The organism is Microcoleus sp. T2B6, from assembly GCF_036700475.1.
GTDB lineage: Bacteria > Cyanobacteriota > Cyanobacteriia > Cyanobacteriales > Microcoleaceae > Microcoleus.
In genome coordinates, this window is the sequence record NZ_JAUBOZ010000006.1 from 19,218 (window position 1) to 42,343 (window position 23,126).

Sequence of the window (23,126 nt, forward strand, 5' to 3'; positions counted from 1 at the left end):
CTTGTTGTATTTGTATTATGCACTCTGGGAGCGACTTCACAGGCGATCGAAAACATTGACACGGTGTGATTTTTGGGCTAAAAATCTGTGACCGAGACTTTGATCGGCAGTGACTTGGATCTCTTAAATTTGTGATGCTTGTCACTAAAGTCAGAAGTCCGAGCGAAGAAGTCAGAAGTCAGAGGGAAAAAGACCATCAAGCGCGATCGCCCTCAAAAACTCTCCATCTCGTCCTGACGGCTTCTCAACCTCATTTTCCCCTATGCCAATTTTCCAGCTAATTGAGGCATCGGTCAATAGTCGCCACAACCGACTCAGCCAAATCTTTCAGCGCGTAACCCCCCTCCAAACCAAAGGCGATGCGACGGGTGAGTTGCAGACAGTATCCGGTGAAAGTACCGAAATCTGACGGCATCAGAGTCATGCTCGCCAGCGGATCGGACGCAGTAGCGTCATAACCAGCGCTGACAATCAACAAATCCGGTTCAAATTTGGACAAAAAAGGCACGACAAGAGATTCAAAGGCGCTCAGGTATTCAGCTATGCCACTGCCGGGATACAGGGGAATGTTCAGCACGTTGTCGTAGGCCCCGCACTCCTCGGCATCTCCCGTTCCCGGATAGCACGGAGATTGGTGCAGGGAACAGTAGGCAATTTGCCGGCAGTTTTCCACCAAAGATTGAGTGCCGTTGCCGTGGTGCACGTCCCAGTCGAGGACGGCGACGCGCTTGATTCCCGGCTGTTCCAGGGCGTAGTGAGCGGCGATCGCAGCATTGGAAAACAAGCAAAAACCCATCGCGCGGGCTTTTTCGGCGTGGTGTCCCGGCGGCCTGGCCAGCACAAAAGCCGGTTCCCCCGCAGCCACCACTCGATCGACCCCATCGAGCCAAGCACTCGCCGCTAGCAGCGCTACATCGTAACTTTCAGCAGAAATCGGCGTATCACCGTCGAGGTAGCCGCCTCCCCGATGAGCCAAATGTTCGATTTCTTTGATGTATCTTTGCGAGTGAACTTTTTTGATAGCCGAGAACAGTTGTTGTTCGCGCTGCGCCACTGGGGTGGGCAGTTGCCATTCAATTTGATCCGCCCAAGGAGCAGCTTTCAGAGCGTTGACGATCGCCGTTAAACGTTCTGGTCGCTCTGGGTGAAGCATTCCAGTCTTGTGCAGCAAGAAATCTTCGGAGTAGATGACGGGTAGCATCGGCTGATTTTAGATTTTAGATTTTAGATTTTAGATTTTTAGTTGGCTTTAAGAATGCCTTCGGTTTTGTGAAATTAAAATTTCGATCGAGTAACCATTTTAATTTCTTATATGGTCGTCAAAAAAACTCACGAAAGCATGAAAAGCGACCGCCTAAAAAAAACTTTCTAGCTTTTGCCAACTGCTGACAAAATCACCAACTGACAAATTATCAATTGTGCTTGTTTCGTCCCTTAAATTTTCTGGCAACTTTCCCATAAATTCCAAGGCAAATTGTGATATAATTTCAGGAGTAATTTGCAATATTTGGCAGCTCTACTGAATCCAAACCGATTTTATCGCATTTTTGAGATTTATAGCGGTCAAATTTAAATTTTTAACGGAGTTTTTCAACCTATGAGCACCTCTGAGTCGCGGATAATCCCGACGGATCTGGGTAATGAGATGTCCCGATCGTACTTGGAATACGCCATGAGCGTAATTGTCGGTCGGGCGCTACCAGATGCCAGGGACGGTCTCAAGCCCGTTCACCGACGCATTCTCTACGCCATGAACGAATTGGGCTTGACTCCCGATCGACCTTTCCGCAAATGCGCCCGCGTCGTGGGGGAGGTGCTGGGCAAGTATCACCCGCACGGAGATACAGCGGTTTACGACGCCCTGGTGCGGATGGCTCAGGATTTCTCCATGCGGGAACGCCTGATCAACGGCCACGGCAACTTCGGCTCCGTTGACAACGACCCGCCCGCTGCAATGCGTTACACCGAGTGTCGCCTGACAGCTCTCACTAGCGACTCCATGCTGCGCGACATCGACTCGGAAACAGTTGATTTCGGCGACAACTTCGACGGTTCCCAGCAAGAACCCCTCGTACTCCCGGCACGCATCCCCCAAATTTTGCTCAACGGTTCCTCCGGGATTGCTGTGGGGATGGCCACCAACATTCCGCCGCACAATTTAGGCGAAATAATTGACGGTTTAGTAGCACTAATCCACAACCCAGGAATTACTGACCTGGAATTGATGCAGTACATCCCCGGCCCGGACTTTCCCACCGGAGGGCAAATTCTCGGCAGAGGCGGCATTCGCGATGCTTACACCACCGGGCGCGGTTCGATTACAATGCGCGGAGTCGCCGGCATTGAAACCATCGAACATCCCGGCCGCCCCGACAAAGAAGCAATTATTATCACCGAATTGCCTTACCAAACAAACAAGGCAGCCCTAATTGAGAAAATTGCCGAACTTGTCAACGACAAAAGATTAGATGGAATTTCCGACATTCGCGACGAAAGCGATAGAGACGGAATGCGGATCGTGATCGAACTCAAGCGCGACGCCTATCCCCGCGTCGTCCTCAACAACCTCTATAAACAAACACCCCTCCAAGCCAACTTTGGAGCCAATATGTTAGCGCTAGTAAATGGGGAACCCCAACTACTTACGCTCTCCCAATTCCTCAATGTCTTCCTAGATTTCCGCATTGAGACAATTACTCGCCGGACTCAATATGAGCTCCGCAAAGCAGAAGAACGCGACCACCTTCTGCAAGGCTTATTAATTGCCCTAGACAACTTAGATGCAATTATTCACCTAATTCGCGCCGCTGCCGACTCCGCAGCAGCCAAACAGGAATTGATGGATAATTACGGTCTTTCGGAACAGCAATCCGATGCAATTCTGCAAATGCAGCTCCGGCGTTTGACAGCATTAGAAGCGCAAAAAATTCAGCAAGAACACGAAGAATTGCGAGCAAAAATCTCCGATTTGGAAGATATCTTAGCGCGGCGGGAACGCATCTTAGAAATCGCCGAATTTGAAGCAGTCGAAATCCAAACCAAAATCGCTACTCCTAGGCGCAGCGTCATCGAACACGCCGAAGGAGAAATCGATGAAAGAGATTTAATTGCCAACGAACAAGCAATTATTCTGATCACAGAGCAAGGCTACATCAAGCGGATGCCTGTCAGCACTTTCGAGGCCCAAAGTCGCGCTACTCGCGGCAAAGCAGGCGCGAAAATGAAAGAAGACGATGGAGTAGAACATTTCCTTTCCTGCTGCGATCACGATAGCGTTTTGTTCTTCAGCGACAGGGGCGTAGTTTACTCTGTCAAAGCTTATCAAATCCCCGTCTGTTCCCGGACAGCCCGCGGCACTCCCGTAGTGCAACTGCTGCCGATTCCTATAGAAGAAAAAATCACTTCTATGGTGTCAGTCACAGAATTCACCAGCGAAGAATACTTGGTCATGCTGACTCGCGGCGGCTACATTAAGAAAACCGCACTTTCCGCTTTTGGCAACATCCGCACTAATGGATTAATCGCCATTTCTCTAGAAGAAGGCGACCAATTGCGCTGGGTACGGAGAGCAAAAGTTGGCGATAGCATCATCATCGGTACGCGCCAAGGCATGGCAATTCATTTCCGCACCAATCACGAACAGTTGCGCCCAGTCGGCCGCGCCACACGGGGTGTAAAATCAATGAAATTGCGATCGGGCGATGAGTTGATCAGCATGGACATTTTGCCGAGTTCAATTGTTGCCGAAATTGCTGACTTGGAAACTGAAGACTCGGAATTTGAGGGAGCTAATATTGCTCAATTAGAAACGGACGAAGCGGAATTTGAAGGGGCAGAAAGTGCTGAATTGGAAACGGAAGATGAAGAATTAGAATTGCAAGCCGAGGAAATTGAAGGCGAAGATGTCGAAGAAATTTCGACAGTTAGCAGCGAAGTTCCTTCGGTGTTGGTAATCACCACCAACGGCTACGGGAAGCGGGTTCCTGTTTCTCAATTCCGCCTACAAAGACGGGCTGGCAAGGGATTGACGGCTACTAAATTCAAATCTAAAAAGGGTAAGGATCAGGTAGCTGCGCTGCGAATTGTCAACGAAGATGACGAATTGATGATCATTACCAACCGAGGTATTATTATCCGTCAGGCTGTGAGTGCAATTTCTACTCAATCGCGCACAGCAACGGGTGTGCGGGTGCAGCGGTTAGATGAGGATGATTCGATCGTAGCTGTGGCTTTAGTGCCGCCTGCTGGTGAAGAATCGGCAGAAGAATCGGAATCTGAGGAAGTGGCAGAATAGTCCTAGGTTAATAGTTTGTAAGGTGCGCGCTGCGTACCTTACTGCTGAATGGTAAAAATGCGATCGTCCCTACTCAGAAGTTTTCCCTCAAAAGTCAAAGATTTTTTCCGGTGAGGTAATAATGAGTCAACTCCAAACCAAACTACTAACTGATACCTGGGTTACAGCGACTTGGGATGAATATATAGAAATTATTAAACAGCCGGAGTACGATCGAGCAAAATGCTACTACTACAACGGACAGTTGAGGATTGAAATGGCAGCAGTCGGGGCCGATCATGCGGATGACAACGGAATTATCGTCATCTTAATCAATTTATTTGGCATTGCTAAAGGTATAAAAATGAGACTGCTGGTCAACTGTAGCTACGCCAAAACAGGTGTCAGAGGCGCTCAACCTGATGCTTCTTACTACATCGGAGACCGGGTACAAACGGCACCTCGCGGCAGTTCTGTAGTGAATTTAGATAGCCTAGTTTCCCCAGATTTAGCAATTGAAATTGCCGACAGTTCTCTCGTTGACGATTTGGGGACAAAAAGAATGATTTATGAAGAATTAGGAGTGTCGGAATATTGGGTAGTAGACGTACAAAAAGCGCAAGTTATTGCTTTCAAAATAATTGCTAACCGGGGAAGCGAACGTCTGACGGAATCTCAAGTTTTGCCGGGGCTAAAAGTTGCTTTATTAGAGGAAGGTTTGCGCCGCAGTCGCCAGACGGACAATACAGAAGTAGGCAACTGGTTTTTAGAGGAAGTTCGCGGGAATCCTCAATAGTGCGATCGACTGCATTCTTTTTTTTTACTGGAGGCTAGAAACCCGGTTTCTAGGAGTTTTGTGAACAGAAACGAGAAATATAGGAAGAAACCGGGTTTCTGAGGTTTGCGTGTTTCCAGGACAGGGCAATGCCGTGTCCGGCGCTTGAATCGTTGACAATCGATCCGATAATTGCCATAGCATAATAGAATCAAAAAGTTAATAGCAAAAGTCTGTAAAAATGCCTTATTTAACAGCAGCAAACGACATCAAAGCAATCATAGCTAAATTTGCCCAAGCTAAAATCCTGTGGGTTGACACAGAAATAGCAGACTATAAATCCAACCCCAGATTATCTCTGATTCAGGTGTTAGCTGACTCCACAGATTCCACGGGAGAGGCGACTTTTCTACTCGATGTCTTGGATAAACCTGAATTGGCCAAAGATTTCATCAACCAAATCATGGTAAATCCAGATATTGAAAAAGTCTTGCACAACGCCAGCTATGACATCCGATTTCTAGGCAATGACGACGCTCAAAATGTCACTTGCACATTAAAAATGGCGAGCAAGATTCCCACTTACATTCTGCCCTTACCTAATCGACAACTCAAAACTTTAATAGAAACACTTTGCGGCATTGCTTATGTAGATAAAACAGAACAAAGTGGCGATTGGGCAAAGCGTCCCCTCACCCAAAAGCAGCTAGAATATGCCAAGATGGACGCGGTTTATTTAGCTGGAGTGCATCGCCGCCTGCTAGAAATCCTTGCCCAATGTTACCCCGAACCCGCAACGGAAAACTTGACAGCCTTGGGCGAAAAATATCAGAAAATAGAATCTCGGTGGAAGCCGCTAGATTCAGAAATCGCTGAAGTGAAAGAACGCATTAAAGCAGGGATGCTGGCCCAAAAGCTCAAAGACAGTTCTTATTTTGAGCTTTCCAGTTCGATAACGATGAAAGTTGATTTTATGACGCTGGCCAGACTGACGCAAACTGAGGGAATTGAGTTAAATTTTCCCGTGACGCTGACGAAAGAAATTCAAAAACAGTTAGGCCAACTCATCGCTCATCCATCTTTGGAAGTTGAGGATATTGCTAGTTGGCGGTTAAATTCTAATGTACAGCAACGGCGGAAATATACTAAAAAAATTGCGCCGGAACCGGAGAGTGAGGATTTAACAGTGCTGGGGAAAAGGTATCAAGAAATTTTGCCTGAATGGAAGTTGTTGGATTCTGAAGTTGAGCATCTGAAAGAGCGCATTAAAAAAGCAATGTTGGTGCAAAATAAGGAAAATACTCCCCATTTTAAGTTATCCAGTTCCTCGATTTTGAAGGTAGATTTTGCTAGCTTGGCAAAACTTGCGCTATCTGTGGGAGTTGAGTTAGATTTTATGGTGACGCTGACTCAATACATCCAAAAGCGGTTAGGGGATGCGATTAACAAAATTGATGTGCAAATTGAGTATATTACGAGTTGGCGGATGACGGCTAAGACTGTGGAAGATGAAGATGAGGAAATTCCGTTTTAAATAGAGGGCGGGTACGGGGATACCGCCCTTACAGTATAAACGAATCGCGTTTCATTTTTGCTGGGTGTACCGCGACTAAGCTTGTTCTTCCAAATACTCTGCAACTGCTTGCAAATCTTCCAATCCTCGGTTCAAGCTGTTAAGCATAACTTCCCCAGTTTCAGTATCAAAGTTGAGTTTAGGATTTTGCAAAGCTAACTCTTGAATTGCTTCTAGCCATAGTGCAAGCGGTACATGACGAACAGCTTCCCGTAACCCCATATTTGCCAATACTGCAAGATAAAAACCTGTCAAGTCTTGCCCTCCATAGCCATAGAAACCATGCCGCAGTTCTAGCTTTTGGGGGGTGTAGGCTGCATATTGATCGAAAGTGATCGGTGTGCGATCGAGTTTTGGTTGTGGGAGTGGTGGTGTATCCATATTTTTTGACCTGATTTGTTACTATCGACTACGCCTTTGCAGTTCATTTCAATCAGCCCTATTTAACCAAGGTGGGCAAAGGCCCACCCTACTTTCTACTTCCCTACCGTGAAATACTCATTCTTAGCATACACGCTAATAATGCAATCTCCCACTTCAAAAAACATCCCCTCTTGCTCATCTTTAGAAAATTGCAAGTTGCCGTATTTAGAATTAATTTCCTCAGCAGTAGCAGCTTTTGCCTCCATTTCATCCGGGATAAGTCCGGTAGAACCGATATAGAAAACCAGCGGTGAAACTTTTTCCCTGTACACTTTTTCAGCATAAGCTTCCAGTCGCTCATTCGCATTAGCTAAAGCAGCGACAAACTCGTCTCGCTTGACATCTTCTCCCTGCCATTTCGCTTGCAAAAGCCGCAGCAAACTATCTGCACCCACTTTGGCTAAAGTAGCGCTAACAATTCCGTTATCCTCCAACCCCAAAAACTCATCGAAAATCAGTTTCATCAAGTCGTCAACTTTGGTGATTTTTGTTCGGGATGACAGGGTTTTGTGTGCGAAGACAACAGGCTCATCTAACGTGATGTCAAATGTCGGTTTTGCTAGCTTTTCGCCCGTGTTTTTGTGGTAAACTTCATAAAGGCGATCGAGAAATTTGTTGGCAGAGTGCAATTTGCCGAAGTTGAGGATGTTTTTGCTGCCGATGTCGATTTTGTAGCTGACTCGCGAATCTACTGAACCGTTGGCGATCGCACTTTTTAATTCCGTGTATTCCGTCGTCGTCGGAAAGTTGATGTAAAGGCTTTTTGAGAGATAATGCTGTTTCAATTCTTCCAATTGTTCCGCAGTGTAAGCCTCAGATTCCTCCTTCAAATGAGCCGAGAGAATGCTAGAGAGAATTTTGATTTGTGCGAGTTCCTCAAACACTCCGTCAAGGCTGCCGTAACGCCCGTCAAAAGGCACCAGCGGCAAAGTCTCTAACTTTATATCGTACTCTGAACGGAAGTCAAATTCTTGCACAGGCGAACCGTCTTTTTCAAGGACACCGCATTTTTTGAGCAAATTAAACACTGATTTGCTGCTGATTTTGGTTCGCAGCGACTTGATATTAACTTCGCCGTCGCTGACAATAGTATAATTGTTGAAAGTATTGAGGTCTGTAACTAGAATTCCCGCCACTTCTGCGATTAAAGTTTCATCCTCAACTTTTACCAGCTTAGCTTTTCGGGTAATCAGCATATTGATGGTAGCGGTATTTTGATTGATCGCAAATGAACCCATTTGCACGTATTCGCCACCGTCCAAGAATTCAGTTTTCAGCCAAGGCTTGACAAGGTTGCCGTTTTCGTCTCGCTTTCCCTCAATTCGCTTCAAACCTTTTCGCTGATAATTTTCTTGCAAGTGTTTCAAGTTGATGATGATGCTGTTGCTGTTTTCCTCCAATATCTTGATTAACTCCAGCAGGGAAATTTTCTCGCTGACTTTTACCCGATCGCCAATTTCATGATTTTTCAACACATCAGGCGCAAAAACAGCCTGTTCCAAATCTTCCGTAAACTCCGCTATTTGGGCATTTGTCAAAGCTTTAGCGTGTTTTTCCGTCAAAGTAGCGTCGAAGGTGCTCGCCAGCGCATACTTAGCCGTATTTAAATTGCCGTCAGCGAGGTTAACTTTCGCAAAAGCAAACACCGACTCATCAGTTTGAGCAACGGGAACATCTAGTTTGTCATACTCATCTTTGGCGACTTTCTGATATTTGTAAAAAAGTCCCCGATCGTCTGCTTTCAGCCCGCAAATTTTCAGCGTGCTCGATGAACCGTTGATTTTCTTGCCGCTTTTGGAAACAAAAACTTGATAATCATATTCCTTAATTAACGGTTCTTCCAGCGGAGGTGCAACCGAACTGCCTAACAGTTTTGTGCTGTCGTAAAGAGCATCATAAACCATTTTGACTTCGCCAGCGCGGATGCAATTTCCCGATAATGTGTTGGCGATTTTGGAGAGAAGTTTGAAGTCAGCAGAAGCATAGGATATCGTGTTTGCAAACACATCCATGTCTTTGAGTTCTTCGCAAATTTCCCCTAGTTTTGCAGATTCCGAATTGGGACTGGGGTCATTTGCATAGCCGTCTGTGTGCAAATTGATCGCTGTCATTTCTCCCGCTTTAACCAGAGATTTAGCGAGTTGCATCGACTGCGATATGCAGGTACTGCCAGCCGTGTGGATTTTTTGAATTTCTTTGATGTATGGAGAGTCAAACTTCAGCACTTCTTGAATGGGAATTCGCTGGAAGTGACAAATTACGTCCCGATTGCTAGCGTAGGAAATTAGGCTGACAATTAGCTGGTAATTGTTGTATTCGTCTAATGTCAAAAGCTTGATTAAGGTTTCTTTCAGCGGTTCTAAGTCATAATACATTGAGCCGGAACGGTCGATGATGATGATGCTGTGAGCCACGGATTTTTCAGGGAGATCACCGGGCTTTCTTTCTAAATTTATGCGATCGACTAGATAGAATGCCTTGGCGTTTCCGGCAAAATTGTAGAGAGTAAACTTGGTGCGAGTATTGGAGGCTGCTTGGCTGCTGGAACGTTTGACTTGAGATGATTGTTTTGCTTGCCGTGCCATAGTTTTCACCTATGTTGACTTATTCCTCAACTTAATCATGACACGCGCTTCTGTGGATGTCAAGGCCTGTGTGGAAAATTATTTGCGAGGCTGAATAATCATTAATATTTAGCCCTGCGATGCCGGGGAAAACTGCGGCGATAGGGTAAATGTGGGCTTTTTTGGCAAAAGTAGTGGATCTGCGTAATACCAATTTAATGTGAAGTTGCACATATCTCGATCCCCCTAAATCCCCCTGATTGTTGGGGAGTAGGGGTTGACTTTGATCGGAATCTTGTCCCCCCTTAGTAGGGGCGGTGCGACCCCTACTCCCCGTGCCCGCCCTTGGCTAGGGGTGATCGGATTCTACGGAGCCTCATAAAAAATTGGTATATGTCGTTTAGTAAAGATTTAGCCAATCATGCTTTATTTAGAAAATCCGCTGCTCAAACTTTATCTAAATCTGATCGGATGGGTGGCGTTCGGATTCATTCTCGGCCGCCTGCTACCAAGAAGCTATTCTACATATTTAGCCAAGTTTCTTTTCTTCTTTGGCACGCCATTGAGCATTGTTGCTTTTATCCGCAGCGCCAATTTGTCGGGCGCTATTTGGATGGCGCCGCTGATAGCTTGGGCGGCAATTCTAGCAGGTGGAGGACTCGCTGGGATTTTGATAAATTTCGGTGTCGGCGAGGAACGTTTCAAGAGTCTTAATCCGATCGCCCAAAATAGCCCGGAACACACCAGCGCTTGGAGTTTGCCCACTCAAGGCAGCTTCTTATTGGCAACGATGGTGGGTAATACGGGTTTTTTAGGCTTTCCCGTCACCTTGTCCTTATTAGGTTCCGAACACTTTGCCTGGGCGTTGTTTTACGACTTGCTAGGCACTGGCATGGGAATCAATATACTGGGAGTTGCTATTGCTTCTCACTGCGGCAAAAGCGATCGTCCTCAGAGTTGGTTAGGTCCGGTGCGGGCAATTTTTCTGAATCCGGCACTGTGGGCTTTTGGTTTAGGATTTGTCTCGCGCAGCTTGCCGCTTTCGGCACAAATTGCAGAATTGTTAACAACAGGTGCTTGGAGTGTAATTACTTTAGCTTTAATTACGATCGGGATGCAGTTGAGCAAGTTGAATTCCTTGCACAACCTCAAACAAGTTTTGGCTTGTCTCGTGATTAAAATGCTGTTAGTTCCCTTGGTAATTGGCACGGGATTAACGTTTTTGGGGATCGCGGGCGCGCCGCGACTTGTGCTAGTGCTGCAAATGGCGATGCCTCCTGCTTTTGGTACTACATTGTTGGCAGAAGCTTTCAATCTCGATCGCGAATTAGCCGTAACTGCGATCGGTCTCGGCTGCGTTAGTTTATTATTCACTATTCCCCTATGGATGAGGCTATTTAATTTTTAATAAAAATAGGAATTGCTCAGCTTGAAAAGTTTCTTACTTCAGTGATCCCCATCACGAACATTGAACGATATATAGCGTTTCTCAGTAACATGAGGTGTTCTCCGATCTAGGGCATAGGGCATAGGGCATAGGGCATAGGGCAGACCTCACCAAGATTGAGAACTGCTATATCTCATATTGATTTAAAATAACAATCACGGGAGTTGGAAACTGTATGGGCTTCTGCTAATGTGGAAATAGCCCGTGGAGGACGGGAAGAATATAAGTATGGCAAGTATAAATTTTAGATTGACAGGTTATCACATTCTCGATCGCATTTACTCAGGAACTCGCACCATAGTTTATCGAGCTTTTCGCACTAACGATAAACAGCCCGTCGCCATCAAAGTCCTGCAGAACGAGTATCCCAGCTTCAGCGAACTGGTGCAATTTCGCAATCAGTACACGATCGCCAAAAACCTCAGCTTGCCCGGAATCATCGAAACCTACAGCTTGGAAACCTACCAAAACAGCTATGCGTTGGTAATGGAAGACTTTGGGGGAATTTCTCTGAAGGAATGGACGGAAAAAGGGGAAACTCGGCCGTCTCTGATGGAGTTTTTGCAAGTGGCGATCGACCTGAGCAATATATTAGATATACTCTACCGCCACCGGATAATTCACAAAGACATTAAACCCGCCAATATTTTAATTAATCCCCAAACAAAACAAGTCAAACTCATTGACTTTAGTATTGCATCTTTGCTACCAAGGGAAACTCAAACCCTGATGAATCCTAACCTGCTGGAAGGGACACTCGGCTATTTGTCTCCCGAACAAACGGGAAGGATGAATCGCGGCATTGACTACCGGAGTGACTTTTACTCTTTGGGCGTGACTTTTTACGAATTGCTGGCGGGACGATTGCCGTTTCAATCCAACGATGTGATGGAATTAGTACACTGTCATATTGCCAAGCAACCACCATCATTGCATGAAATTAATCCTGAAATCCCGCCGGTACTTTCGGAGATTGTCAGCAAATTAATGGGAAAAAATGCCGAAGACCGCTATCAGAGTGCGTTGGGGCTGAAATTCGATTTAGAATGTTGTTTGGAGCAACTTGAAGAAAACGGTAGGATAAAGAGTTTTGCGATCGCCCAGAGGGATGTGGGCGATCGATTCATTATACCAGAAAAACTCTATGGTCGCGAAACTGAAGTAGAAACCCTACTCGAAGCCTTCGATCGCGTCAGTAGTGGCACAACTGAAATGATGCTAATAGCTGGTTTTTCTGGGATTGGAAAAACGGCAGTTGTGAATGAAGTTCAAAAACCAATTGTCCGCCAGCGTGGCTATTTTATCAAAGGCAAATTCGACCAATTTAACCGCAACATTCCTTTCTCAGCTTTTGTGCAAGCATTTCGAGACTTAATGAAACAATTGTTGAGCGAAAGTGACGAGCAGTTGAAAAAATGGCAAACTCAAATATTGCAAGCACTAGGCGAGAACGGACAAGTCATTATTGAAGTAATTCCCGAACTCGAAAGAATTATTGGGAAACAACCACCCGCACTGGAATTATCAGGAACTGCGGCACAAAATCGGTTTAATTTGCTATTCCAAAACTTTATTAAGGTGTTCACAAAACCCAAACATCCCCTAGTGATGTTTTTGGATGACTTGCAGTGGGCAGATACCGCCTCGCTGCGGTTAATGGAAATGCTGGTGGCCGATGCGACAATCGGCTATTTATTAGTAATTGGTGCCTACCGAGATAATGAAGTATTTGCAGCACATCCGTTGATGCTGACACTGGATGCAGCGGTCAAAGGTGGGGCAACGGTGAATACTATTACCCTGGAACCGTTGAGTTCAACAAGTCTAAATCATTTGGTTGCTGATACGCTCAATTGCGATCCATCTTGGGCAAGACCGTTGGCTGATTTGGCGGCACAAAAAACCCAAGGAAATCCCTTTTTTGCAACGCAGTTTCTCAAAGCACTGCATCAGGATGGGCTGATTGAGTTTGACCGGGTTGCTGGTTATTGGCAGTGCGATATTGTGCGAGTTCGGGAGGCAGCGCTGACGGATGATGTGGTTGAGTTTATGGCGTTGCAGTTGCAAAAATTGCCGCCAGCGACTCAGAATGTGTTGAAGTTGGCTGCTTGTGTTGGGAATCAGTTTGATTTGGGTACTTTAGCAGTTGTTTCCGAGCAACAGGAAACGGAAACGGCGGCGGATTTGTGGAAGGCTTTGCAAGAGGGGTTAATCCTGCCTGAAAGTGAAATCTATAAGTTTTATATTGGTCGAGAAAGACGGGAGGAGACCGATAATTCGGAGGTGGTGAATTACAAGTTTTTGCACGATCGCGTTCAGCAAGCTGCCTATTCCTTAATTCCCGAACAAGAGCGATCGCGCGTTCACTATCAGATTGGACAATTGCTGATCCAGCAAATTTCACCCGCAGCTATAGAAGAGCAAATTTTTTCAGTTGTCAATCAGTTGAATTATGGTATTGCGCTGATTGAAAACCAAACACAACGTGATGATTTGGCACAACTCAACCTCATGGCTTGCCGCAAAGCCAGAGCCGCTACTGCTTATCAAGCTGCTCGCGAGTATGCTGCGATCGGGCTAAATTTGCTTGGAGAGAGCGCTTGGCAACGACAGTACGAGATGACCTTGAACTTGCACGAAATAGCCGCCGAAGTGGCTTCACTCTGTGGCGAATTTGACCAGATGAATCAGTGGATTGACACTGTGATTCATCATACCAGAACTCCCCTAGAGCGAGTGAGCGTTTACATCGTCAAAATTCAGGCTTTATCGTCCCAGAACAAGTTTTTAGAAGGAATTGCTATCGGTTTGTTGAGTCTCAAAGAATTAGGAGTAGAATTGCCCGATAGCCCTACATCAGAAGATATTCAGCAAGCAGTGCAGGAAATTAATAGCTCGATCGGCGATCGACCTATTGAAGAGTTATTCGATCTGCCAGCGATGGTGGATGCCCAAAAGCGGGCCGCGATGCAAGTGGCGGCAACTATGGCGACAGCTTGTTATCTGGGTGGTTCGTCTTTGTTTGCGCTGGTGACTGCCTTACAGGTAAATTTATCTATCCAATATGGCAACAGTCGTACTTCAGCTTATAGCTATAGTTGTTATGGGATGATTCTCAACAACTTTCTACAAGATGTGACGGTAGCCGATCAATTTGGCCGATTAGCTTATCGTCTTGCCAGTGGCGCGGATGCCAAAAATATTCGCTCTGCAACTTTTGCTGCACTCGGACTCTGTTTGCACCATCGTAAATCGCATTTGCGGGAAACCCTCCCCATTCTTCAGGCAGGCTATCAAGCCGGATTAGAAACAGGCAATCTAGAGTTTGTCGGGTATGATTTGTATACTTTTTGTCTAAATGCCTACTGCTGCGGTCAACCTTTGGCAGAACTTGAGCCCCAAATTCGGGCATACCGCCAGCAATTACTCGACCTCAACCAACTAACGACGGCAAATTATTGTTCGGTTTTTTGGGAAACAACGCTGTTTTTATTGGGTAATCCAAACAACTTGGAGATTTCCTTTGAACAGGAAGGCTATGACGAGAAGCTGATTTCTCAGTCGCTTGCCTCTAACGATTTTTACCGACTCTGCATCTTCTATCTGTACAGGGCGACGTTGAGATTCCTGCTGGGAGACATTGCTCGGGCCGACTTAGATGTCGATCGAGCAAGACAGTATATAGCGGGAAGCGTAGGAAGTATTTCCGAAGCTGGTTTATATTTCTATGACTCACTCATAGCCCTTGCCACTCCTGAGTCCGAGACGGAGTTAGAAACAGGGCTGTTTCCTTCTCACCAAAAACATGAATTTTGTAGGGGTAGTGCCCCCGTGCCTACCCCCGACCTAGACGATTCGATCGGCAGGTCAGACCAAGAGGGCCGGCACGGGGGCACGGCCCCTACGGATAATGAAACAGCCCTGGAGTTAGAAACGCAGCGGCAACGAGTTCAGGAAAATCAAACTTCGTTGCAGCATTGGGCAGAACACGCCCCCATGAATTATTTGCATAAGTGGCAGTTGGTAGAAGCCGAGAAATACCGAATTGCCACACAGAGGGCAGAAGCTATTGAAATGTACGATCGCGCCATTTCTGGAGCGAAAGAAAACCAATACATCCAAGAACAAGCCCTCGCTAACGAACTAGCAGCTAAATTCTACCTCGACTGGGGCAAAGAAAAAGTGGCGCAAGCTTATATGCAAGAAGCCTACTACTGTTATGCTCGCTGGGGTGCGAAAGCCAAAATCGATGACTTAGAAAAACGCTATCCCCAACTTCTTGCTCCCATATTGCAGGGAAGAGAAAATCGTTTGGGAATCAGCGAAACTCGCCTCCACCCAACCAATAAATCGTCAGTTTTACATCAAACCTGGCACACAACTCTATCTAGCAGCAGCAGTATTTACGAAGCCCTCGATTTCGCGACTATTCTCAAAGCCTCCCAAACTCTATCGAGTGAAATTCAATTAGAAAAATTACTGGCTGCACTGATGTGTGTGGTGATGGAAAATGCCGGGGCCAAAAAAGCAGTTCTCCTGTTGCTTAAGGACGGGAATCTGGCCATCGAAGCTGTCGCCTCCTTCCATCAAGATGTCATCTCCATATCTGTACCGCTGTCAGGCAGCGACGAGGTTCCTGCTGCTGTGGTCAACTATGTTAAGCGGACTTGCAAAACAGTGGTTTTGGATAATGCAGCAGTACAAAACGATTTTATTGCCGAGCCGTATTTGATGCAGAAAAAGCCCAAAAGTGTGCTATGCGCGCCAATTTTAAATCAGGGTAAATTAATCGGGTTGCTATATCTAGAAAATAACTTGACAATTGGTGCCTTTACAGAAGATCGCACTGATGTCATCCAACTTTTGTGCGCCCAAGCGGCTATCTCTCTAGAAAATGCTCGATTGTACCAACAATCTCAAGCTTATGCACAAGAATTAGAGCGATCGCTCCTTGACTTACAGCAAGCACAGTTACAGATCGTACAAAGCGAAAAAATGTCCACCTTGGGCAATCTCGTCACAGGAATAGCCCACGAAATTAATAATCCTGTCGGCTTTATTAGTGGCAATATTGAGGAAGCAACCACCACGATTAAAGATCTGATTGCCCACTTAAAATTATATCAAGAAAAACTGCCAAATCCAGGCGAGGAAATCGAACAAGATGCTGAGGATATTGATTTAGAGTATGCCTTAGAAGATTTGCCAAAAATGCTGTTGTCGATGAAAGTCGGGTGCGATCGCATTCGTGGCATTAGCACCAGCCTCCGCACCTTTTCCAGAGCCGATAAAGACTACAAAGTTCCGTTTAATATCCATGAGGGGATTGACAGCACAATCTTAATTTTGAAACATCGGCTGAAAGCCAACGAACACCATCCCACGATCGAAGTCGTCACAGACTACGGCAATCTCCCCCCAATCGAATGCTTTCCCGGTCAACTGAACCAAGTCTTTATGAACTTGCTTGCTAACGCGATCGATGCCCTAGAAGAATCAAACCAAAGACGCAGTTTGGATGCCATTAAAGCAAATCCACACTGTATCACAGTTCGTACCTGTCAGTCGGGCGATCGGCACATCAAAATTCAGATTGCCGATAACGGTGCAGGCATGACAGAAGCAGTAAAACAGCGGATTTTTGACCATTTATTCACAACGAAGGCAGTAGGAAAAGGCACTGGGTTAGGATTGGCGATCGCCCGCCAGATTGTAGTCGAAACCCACGGCGGAACAATTAATGTCAATTCTACTTTGGGGGGAGGGAGTGAATTTGAGATAGTGTTACCTATTAGCGCATAAAAGTTGACTGTTGACTGTTAACTGTTAACTGATGACGGTTGACTGTTAACTGATGACGGTTGACGGTTGACTGTTGACTGTTAACTGTTAACTGTTAACTGTTGACTAATGACTAATGACTAATGACTAATGACTAATGACTAATGACTAATCGGGCATTATACCAGCCCCGATCGCAACTGCGGACACGGGTCAAACTTCCAGCGCCCCTGCGCCAGATTGCCAAAATCTCAATTATGCTAACCTAGGCAAGCAGCAATCCCTTGTCACGAAGGCGATTAACATAATTTCAAACAATTTATTTTATTGAGGAACGGTGTATCCCGTATGGCAAATCTGATCGGCACAGACAGCAACGACTTTATTCTAGGGACTCCGCTGGGCGATCGAATTCGCGGCTTAGATGGCGATGACACGCCTCTGGGTGCGGGAGGAGATGACACCCTAGAGGGCGACGGCGGCAACGACCAGCTTCTTGGAGGTGACGGAGCAGATTCGCTGATTGGCGGTGAAGGAAATGACGAACTTATTGGCAACCAAGGCCGCGATTCTGCTCTAGGCGGCAACGGCGACGACTCGATTCGCGGCGGTTTGGGCAACGACATCCTCGAAGGCAACGACGGGATAGACAGCGTGTTGGGAGATGCAGGGGACGACTTAGTTAGTGGGAACGCAGGCTTTGATGTGATTGCCGGCGGTACTGGCAACGACACCCTCACAGGGAATGACGGGGACGATTCCGTGTTCGGGAATGCTGATGATGACTTTCTCTACGGGAATTTTGGGAACGATTCTCTCAACGGCGGTAGTGGCAGGGATCAACTGTTGGGCGGTGATGGCAACGATTACTTGAGTGCCAGCGACGGCGACGACACTTTGTACGGCAATGCCGCCAACGATTCGCTTTTGGGAGACGCTGGTAATGACCAGATATTCGGGGGCAAGGCTGACGATACAGTTTTTGGCGGCATCGGTTCCGATACGCTTCGCGGCGATGAAGCCGACGACTCGGTACTGGGAGATGAAGGCAATGACTTCCTGTTTGGCGGCAAAGGTAATGATGGTATCGACGGCGGTTTTGGCGATGACTCCTTGGCTGGAGGTATCGGCGACGATACCATTTTGGGAGGTTTCGGCAATGACAATTTATTTGGGGCAGAAGGTAATGATTCTTTAATCGGAGGCGAGGGTTCGGATACTCTGACTGGCGGCAGCGGCAGCGATGTCTTTGGATTGGGAGCCGGGCCTGGCAGTTTGGGTTTAATTACTGATTACAATGACACAGAGGATTTCTTTGGACTGCCGAGCAATTTATCTTTCGCTCAACTGCAAGTTCGGCAAGGTAACGGTGCAAATGTCAGGGATACAGTAATTACGACGCTCGACGGCAAGCTTTTAGCAATTTTGATCGACACTCCGGCGGCGCTGATCGAGGCGAATGATTTTATCGCTGTGACTGGGACGGCTACTCCCAGACCAACTAGGACTACAGTTACAACCACAGTTACAACCACAACTACAGATATAACTGGGGCTGCAACGGAGGCTGCAACTGATGCTCCAACTCCAACTCCGCCTCCGACTCCAACTCCGCCTCCAACTCCAACTCCGCCTCCAACTCCAACTCCGCCTCCGACTCCAACTCCGCCTCCGACTCCAACTCCGCCTCCAACTCCAACTCCGCCTCCGACTCCAACTCCGCCTCCGACTCCGACTCCAACTTCTCCTCCGACTCCAACTTCTCCTCCGACTCCAACTTCTCCTCCGACTCCAACTCCGCCTCCGACGCCGACTGCTTCGAGGATTCCGATTCCGCCGACAGTTAGCGTGCCTGATTCGCCTCTGCTATCAATTAGTTCGATCGCCCCGACGCCGACTCCCGGACTATTGCCAATGCCGGGGCAGACGCCGATATTCCCGACGGTGGCGAACCCGATACCCTTAGCTCCTACACCTTTGGGGTTCTAGGTGCGATCGCGCAGCTCAGTTATGAGTTTGTGAGTTTTACATAAACTCATAACTCATAACTCAAAACTATTTCACGTCTTGGGGAGTTCCGGCCGAGTCTTGTGGCGACTCGGCTGGAGAATCTTCTACAGGAGATAATTGTTGGCTGTACCCCAAGAGCGATCGAAGTTTCATGCGGTGGATGTAAGGCCAGCCGCCATTGGCTTCAATATTCCTGAGCAGTTTGTAAAGTGCTTGGCGGTTGTCGGGAAAAGACGCTTGAAACAAACCGTCCCGAATTTCCCGGTGCGAAGCTTCCAGGCTCCGCAGCAGGGCCAAAAGCAGCAGACTGTCTCCCTGACAACTTTCGGCTAAAGTCCGAATCGCCTCTGTCAGCGAGTGCATTTGAGACTGCAACTTTTCTGACTCTAAATCTTTGCCGTTGTCCATACTGCTGCTTCCTTTGAAATCTACAAGGCCTTTGTCCCCAGCCTTTTGGTCAATCGACTAATCGAGCTAGTCGCGATCGCCATTCGGGGTCATAAGCAAAGTAACTTAAGTAGGTTGACTTAAGCAATATTAATTTGCAGTCCAAGTCAGGAAAAGAGCACAACCCGTCGTACCATGTGTATTGGGCTGCGATCCGAACCTTTGAGAAATCATAAGTTCATGCTTATTTTCACGGCGCACTAGCTTGATTTTTTGAGTCAATGCCGGTCTCGGTGAAGCGAGCAATCTGGATCTAAATGCTGCCCTAAGCGCTGGCCTAGCCTGCCGGCGGGCAATTATATTTTGCTCGAACTAGGGCTTTTTCTTAATATAATCCGATGTTGGATATTGAGGTTTGCAATGAAATATCGTGCTTTAATTGTTGCACTTTTAGCATTTTGCATGAGTGCGCTGGTTGCTTGTTCTTCTGCTCCTGACACGACGGTGGCGACTACCGAGTTGCTCACCTATGACGAGATTAGAGGTACTGGCTTGGCTAATAACTGCCCTAGCTTGGCAGAAACTTCTCGGGGATCGATCCCCATCGAAGCGGGTGCCACCTATAAACTGACTGGTTTGTGTTTGCAGCCCACAACTTATTTTGTGAAGGAAGAACCAGCAAACAAACGCCAAGAAGCGGAATTTGTGCCTGGTAAATTGCTGACCCGGTTCACGTCGAGCATTGACCAAGTTCAAGGTACGCTCAAGGTCGATACTGACGGAACTCTGACTTTCACAGAAGAAGACGGCTTGGATTTTCAAGCTATTACGATTCAATTACCGGGCGGAGAGCAAGTACCTTTCTTGTTCACTATTAAAGAACTGGTAGCCAGTTCCGATCCCGGAGTGGTTGCTATCAATACTTCCACCGATTTGAGAGGGGAGTTTAACGTTCCTTCTTACCGCAGCGCAGGCTTTTTAGACCCTAAAGGTCGTGGGGTAGCGACTGGCTATGACAATGCTGTAGCGCTTCCGGCTACTGACAATTCCAAACGTGTGCGGGCTAATGTTAAGGTTGCTGACACCCGTACCAAGGCGGGCAAAATTTCTCTCCAAGTTGCTAAAGTCAACAGCGCCACTGGCGAAGTTGGCGGGATTTTTGAGAGCACACAGCCTTCGGATACTGATTTGGGAGCTAGACCGGCTCTGGACGTGAAAATTCGGGGTTTGTTTTACGCTCGCATTGAGCCTTCTGTATCGTAAAATTGGCTTTCTGGATCGATCGAACTTGAGCAGTTTCTGGTACTAAAGGTACTGCTCGCTCTTCATTAGCCAACAGTCTTGAGCAATATAACTTAGGACTGTTGACTAATGACTAAATTTATGATTGAATTGTGGTCAGTCGCAAGTTATTAAGTTGGGATTTTTTATTAATTAAAGTTTTGTATTTACAGCGCTTTCAGCTTATAATATAATTTTCAAAAATCCTGGTTAACTTCGGGATTCGGTCGAAAGCCTTCTAGCTGGTAAAAGTCTGCCTTATGCCGAAAACCGTCGGATAATCCCGCTCAATCCCTGCACCTTCGGAAAGTTAAACAGGTGTGTCCGCTATCACACCTATTAAGTGCTAGGATTACACTACCTAAAAGTGAATTTTTTTAGACTAGATTAGAAGCTAGATCTAAAGCAACCTCAGTCCTCTGCTCTACCAACCCTTATGTCACCATGTCTACCACAGTGCCGAACGAGCTAAAAAGCGAAAATTTGCAATTGTTGCGCGAGTACCAAGTTTCTGGATCGAATGAAATCCGCAATCAGTTAGTTAAACTGAATATTGGACTGGTCAGAAAAGAAGTTTACCACTGGATCAACCAGTGCGGTGAAAGCTACGACGATTTGCTGCAAGTCGGATGTATAGGGTTGATCAGGGCGATCGAGCGGTTTGATATCGCCAAGGGACACGCTTTTAGTTCCTTTGCAATTCCCTACATACGGGGCGAAATTCAACACTACTTGCGCGACAAAAGCCCTTCTGTGCGATTTCCCCGCCACTGGCAGTCCCTGGAACGCAAATCTGTAGCAGCGATCAAGGATTTGCAGGTGCAGTTAAACCGCAAACCTACGGATGCTGAAGTAGCAGCAGCCCTTGAGGTTTCTGTACAAGAATGGCAAGAAATTAAGTTGGCCCATCTCAACAGATCGCCTCTGAGTTTGGACGCGCCGATGCAAGATGAAGATGAGGGGGCGACTTGTCTGGGAGAATTGGTGCCCGATAGCAAGTATCGGAGTTTTCAGTTGGCGCAAGAGGATCAAATCCGCGTACAGCAAGCTTTGGCTATGTTGGAACAACGGACTCGCGAGATATTGGAGTTTGTTTTTCTCTACGATTTGACCCAGAAAGAAACGGCGGAACGCTTGGGTATCAGTGCGGTGACTGTTTCTCGGCGAGTTAAGAAGGGGCTGGATTTGCTCAAAGAGATTATGACTAAACAGCTTTAGTTATTAGTCAGTTGTTGGTTGTCAGTTGTCAGTTGTTGGTTGTCAGTTGTGAACAGTTAACAGTTAACAGTCAACCGTTAACCGTTAACAGTGAACCGTTAACAGTCAACAGTCAACAGTCAAAAGACTAATTTTTAGAGGCTGCGGACAAATTTATCGAGCCTTTCTACGGCTTTTTTAATTGTGCCTAAATCGGTGGCGTAAGACAAGCGAATGTGGTCGTCTGCACCAAAAGCAATCCCCGGAATAACTGCTACTTGCTGCTGTTCTAAGAAAGCGTCGCAAAATTCCAGAGAATTCATTCCAGTCTTGCTGATGTTGACAAACATATAGAAAGCACCGTCTGGTTTAATACAGCTAATTCCAGGGATAGCATCGAGTAATTCAAATATTACCTGACGCCTTTCGGCAAAAGCTAGACGCATTGTTTCGACAGACTCTTGACTGCTTTCCAAAGCTGCGATCGCGCCGTACTGTGCAAAGGTACACACATTTGAGGTACTGTGACCTTGAATTGTGCTGGTGGCTTTGATTAATTCGATCGGCCCGGCCAAATAACCGACTCGCCAGCCTGTCATCGAGTAAGCTTTAGCAAAACCGCTGCTGATCAGGGTGCGATCGAAGATTTCTTTTCCCAGGGAACCAATGCTGACGTGTTGGGCGCCGTCATATATAATTTTTTCGTAAATCTCGTCAGCAACGACTAAAATATCTCGATCGACTATCACCTCGGCCAATGCTTTGATTTCCGCCGGAGTATACACCATTCCCGTCGGGTTAGAAGGCGAATTCAGTACAAATAACTTGGTTTTGGGAGTAATCGCTTTACTCAGTAGTTCCGGTGTAATTTTATATCCTGTAGAAGCATCAGTCCGTACAATTACTGGCTTGCCGCTAGCGAGTTTCACCATTTCAGGGTAGCTTAGCCAGTAGGGAGCCGGAATAATTACTTCATCCCCCGGATCGATCAGAGCCATCATCAGATTGTAGAGCGAATGCTTGCCGCCGTTGGTGACAATGATATTTTCTGGTTGATAGTTGAGATTGTTGTCATCGCGGAGTTTGCGGGCGATCGCAGCTTTTAACTGCAGTTCCCCAGCCACAGGGCCGTACTTAGTCTTCCCCGCGTCTAAAGCTTGTTTTGCCGCTGCTTTAATGTGTTCGGGGGTATCAAAGTCGGGTTCTCCCGTGCTCAAACTACAGACATCAATCCCTTCGGCCTTCATGGCTTTAGCCTTAGCGGCGATCGCCAAGGTTATAGAAGGAGGAACCTCACCCACTCGTGCTGCCAACTTAATCATTGGATTTTAGATATTAGATTTTTGACTTTAGATCTTAGGGTGACAAATGTTGATATTCAACCCTGTTGTTAGGGAATTATGACATTTGTTTAC

The 23,126-nt window shown here is 46.7% G+C and carries 14 protein-coding genes; 9 read left to right on the forward strand and 5 right to left on the reverse strand.

The features are described 5' to 3' along the window. The first annotated feature begins 131 nt into the window (after positions 1–131). On the forward strand, positions 132–281 hold the full coding sequence (locus tag QUA00_RS04165) for a hypothetical protein (protein WP_333408775.1): 150 nt from the start codon (positions 132–134) through the stop codon (positions 279–281). On the opposite strand, the gene QUA00_RS04170 is transcribed toward QUA00_RS04165, so the two are convergent. Beyond that, complete coding sequence (locus QUA00_RS04170; RefSeq protein ID WP_333408776.1) at positions 278–1,201, reverse strand: histone deacetylase; 924 nt, start codon at positions 1,199–1,201, stop codon at positions 278–280. The two genes, QUA00_RS04165 and QUA00_RS04170, sit on opposite strands and share 4 nt — an antisense overlap. A gap of 396 nt (positions 1,202–1,597) precedes the next feature. On the opposite strand from QUA00_RS04170, the gene gyrA reads away from it, so the two are divergent. The 3 genes from gyrA (at position 1,598) to QUA00_RS04185 (ending at position 6,582) form a co-directional block, all read left to right on the forward strand. Further along, positions 1,598–4,294, forward strand: coding sequence for a DNA gyrase subunit A (gene gyrA / locus QUA00_RS04175; RefSeq protein WP_333305407.1), 2,697 nt, complete (start codon positions 1,598–1,600; stop codon positions 4,292–4,294). A 121-nt stretch (positions 4,295–4,415) separates the two neighbouring features. Then, a complete protein-coding gene (locus QUA00_RS04180; RefSeq protein ID WP_333408777.1) occupies positions 4,416–5,069 on the forward strand; it encodes a Uma2 family endonuclease in 654 nt (217 codons plus the stop codon). Between the two features lie 220 nt (positions 5,070–5,289). Further along, positions 5,290–6,582, forward strand: coding sequence for a ribonuclease D (locus tag QUA00_RS04185; protein WP_333408779.1), 1,293 nt, complete (start codon positions 5,290–5,292; stop codon positions 6,580–6,582). A gap of 75 nt (positions 6,583–6,657) precedes the next feature. On the opposite strand, the gene QUA00_RS04190 is transcribed toward QUA00_RS04185, so the two are convergent. After that, positions 6,658–7,002: a hypothetical protein gene (locus QUA00_RS04190; RefSeq protein WP_333408780.1), complete on the reverse strand. Its 345-nt coding sequence runs from the start codon at positions 7,000–7,002 to the stop codon at positions 6,658–6,660. A gap of 95 nt (positions 7,003–7,097) precedes the next feature. Beyond that, positions 7,098–9,629 carry a VWA domain-containing protein gene (locus QUA00_RS04195; RefSeq protein ID WP_333408781.1) on the reverse strand — a complete coding sequence of 844 codons (2,532 nt, stop codon included), beginning with the start codon at positions 9,627–9,629 and terminating at the stop codon, positions 7,098–7,100. 400 nt (positions 9,630–10,029) lie between these two features. Between QUA00_RS04195 and QUA00_RS04200 the strand changes: the two genes are divergently transcribed. The 3 genes from QUA00_RS04200 (at position 10,030) to QUA00_RS04210 (ending at position 18,825) form a co-directional block, all read left to right on the forward strand. Then, the gene (locus QUA00_RS04200; protein ID WP_333408782.1) at positions 10,030–11,016 is read left to right on the forward strand and encodes an AEC family transporter; all 987 of its coding nucleotides are present in this window, start codon (positions 10,030–10,032) and stop codon (positions 11,014–11,016) included. A gap of 267 nt (positions 11,017–11,283) precedes the next feature. Continuing rightward, entirely contained in the window at positions 11,284–16,857 is a 5,574-nt protein-coding gene (locus QUA00_RS04205) for an AAA family ATPase (protein ID WP_333408783.1), read from the forward strand. Positions 16,858–17,184: 327 nt separating this feature from the next. Further along, positions 17,185–18,825: a calcium-binding protein gene (locus QUA00_RS04210; protein ID WP_333408785.1), complete on the forward strand. Its 1,641-nt coding sequence runs from the start codon at positions 17,185–17,187 to the stop codon at positions 18,823–18,825. Between the two features lie 66 nt (positions 18,826–18,891). On the opposite strand, the gene QUA00_RS04215 is transcribed toward QUA00_RS04210, so the two are convergent. Next, positions 18,892–19,254 (reverse strand): hypothetical protein, encoded by a 363-nt coding sequence (locus QUA00_RS04215; protein ID WP_333408786.1) that lies wholly within the window; start codon positions 19,252–19,254, stop codon positions 18,892–18,894. Between the two features lie 399 nt (positions 19,255–19,653). Here QUA00_RS04215 and QUA00_RS04220 point away from each other — a divergent pair, with 399 nt between their 5' ends. Both QUA00_RS04220 and QUA00_RS04225 read left to right on the forward strand, forming a co-directional pair. Then, entirely contained in the window at positions 19,654–20,496 is an 843-nt protein-coding gene (locus tag QUA00_RS04220) for a photosystem II manganese-stabilizing polypeptide (protein ID WP_333408787.1), read from the forward strand. A 462-nt stretch (positions 20,497–20,958) separates the two neighbouring features. Then, on the forward strand, positions 20,959–21,732 hold the full coding sequence (locus QUA00_RS04225) for an RNA polymerase sigma factor SigF (protein ID WP_333408788.1): 774 nt from the start codon (positions 20,959–20,961) through the stop codon (positions 21,730–21,732). Positions 21,733–21,866: 134 nt separating this feature from the next. Here the strand turns inward: QUA00_RS04225 and QUA00_RS04230 are convergent, their stop codons facing one another. Next, on the reverse strand, positions 21,867–23,033 hold the full coding sequence (locus QUA00_RS04230; protein ID WP_333408789.1) for a pyridoxal phosphate-dependent aminotransferase: 1,167 nt from the start codon (positions 23,031–23,033) through the stop codon (positions 21,867–21,869). Positions 23,034–23,126: the final 93 nt, after the last annotated feature.

Bases quoted from the DNA above. Each gene is read 5' to 3' on its own strand.
- QUA00_RS04220 (WP_333408787.1), top strand. From the start codon at position 19,654: ATGAAATATCGTGCTTTAATTGTTGCACTTTTAGCATTTTGCATGAGT.
- QUA00_RS04190 (WP_333408780.1), bottom strand. From the start codon at position 7,002: ATGGATACACCACCACTCCCACAACCAAAACTCGATCGCACACCGATC.
- QUA00_RS04180 (WP_333408777.1), top strand. From the start codon at position 4,416: ATGAGTCAACTCCAAACCAAACTACTAACTGATACCTGGGTTACAGCG.
- QUA00_RS04200 (WP_333408782.1), top strand. From the start codon at position 10,030: ATGCTTTATTTAGAAAATCCGCTGCTCAAACTTTATCTAAATCTGATC.
- QUA00_RS04210 (WP_333408785.1), top strand. From the start codon at position 17,185: ATGGCAAATCTGATCGGCACAGACAGCAACGACTTTATTCTAGGGACT.
- gyrA (WP_333305407.1), top strand. From the start codon at position 1,598: ATGAGCACCTCTGAGTCGCGGATAATCCCGACGGATCTGGGTAATGAG.
- QUA00_RS04185 (WP_333408779.1), top strand. From the start codon at position 5,290: ATGCCTTATTTAACAGCAGCAAACGACATCAAAGCAATCATAGCTAAA.
- QUA00_RS04225 (WP_333408788.1), top strand. From the start codon at position 20,959: ATGTCTACCACAGTGCCGAACGAGCTAAAAAGCGAAAATTTGCAATTG.
- QUA00_RS04205 (WP_333408783.1), top strand. From the start codon at position 11,284: ATGGCAAGTATAAATTTTAGATTGACAGGTTATCACATTCTCGATCGC.
- QUA00_RS04195 (WP_333408781.1), bottom strand. From the start codon at position 9,629: ATGGCACGGCAAGCAAAACAATCATCTCAAGTCAAACGTTCCAGCAGC.
- QUA00_RS04215 (WP_333408786.1), bottom strand. From the start codon at position 19,254: ATGGACAACGGCAAAGATTTAGAGTCAGAAAAGTTGCAGTCTCAAATG.
- QUA00_RS04170 (WP_333408776.1), bottom strand. From the start codon at position 1,201: ATGCTACCCGTCATCTACTCCGAAGATTTCTTGCTGCACAAGACTGGA.
- QUA00_RS04230 (WP_333408789.1), bottom strand. From the start codon at position 23,033: ATGATTAAGTTGGCAGCACGAGTGGGTGAGGTTCCTCCTTCTATAACC.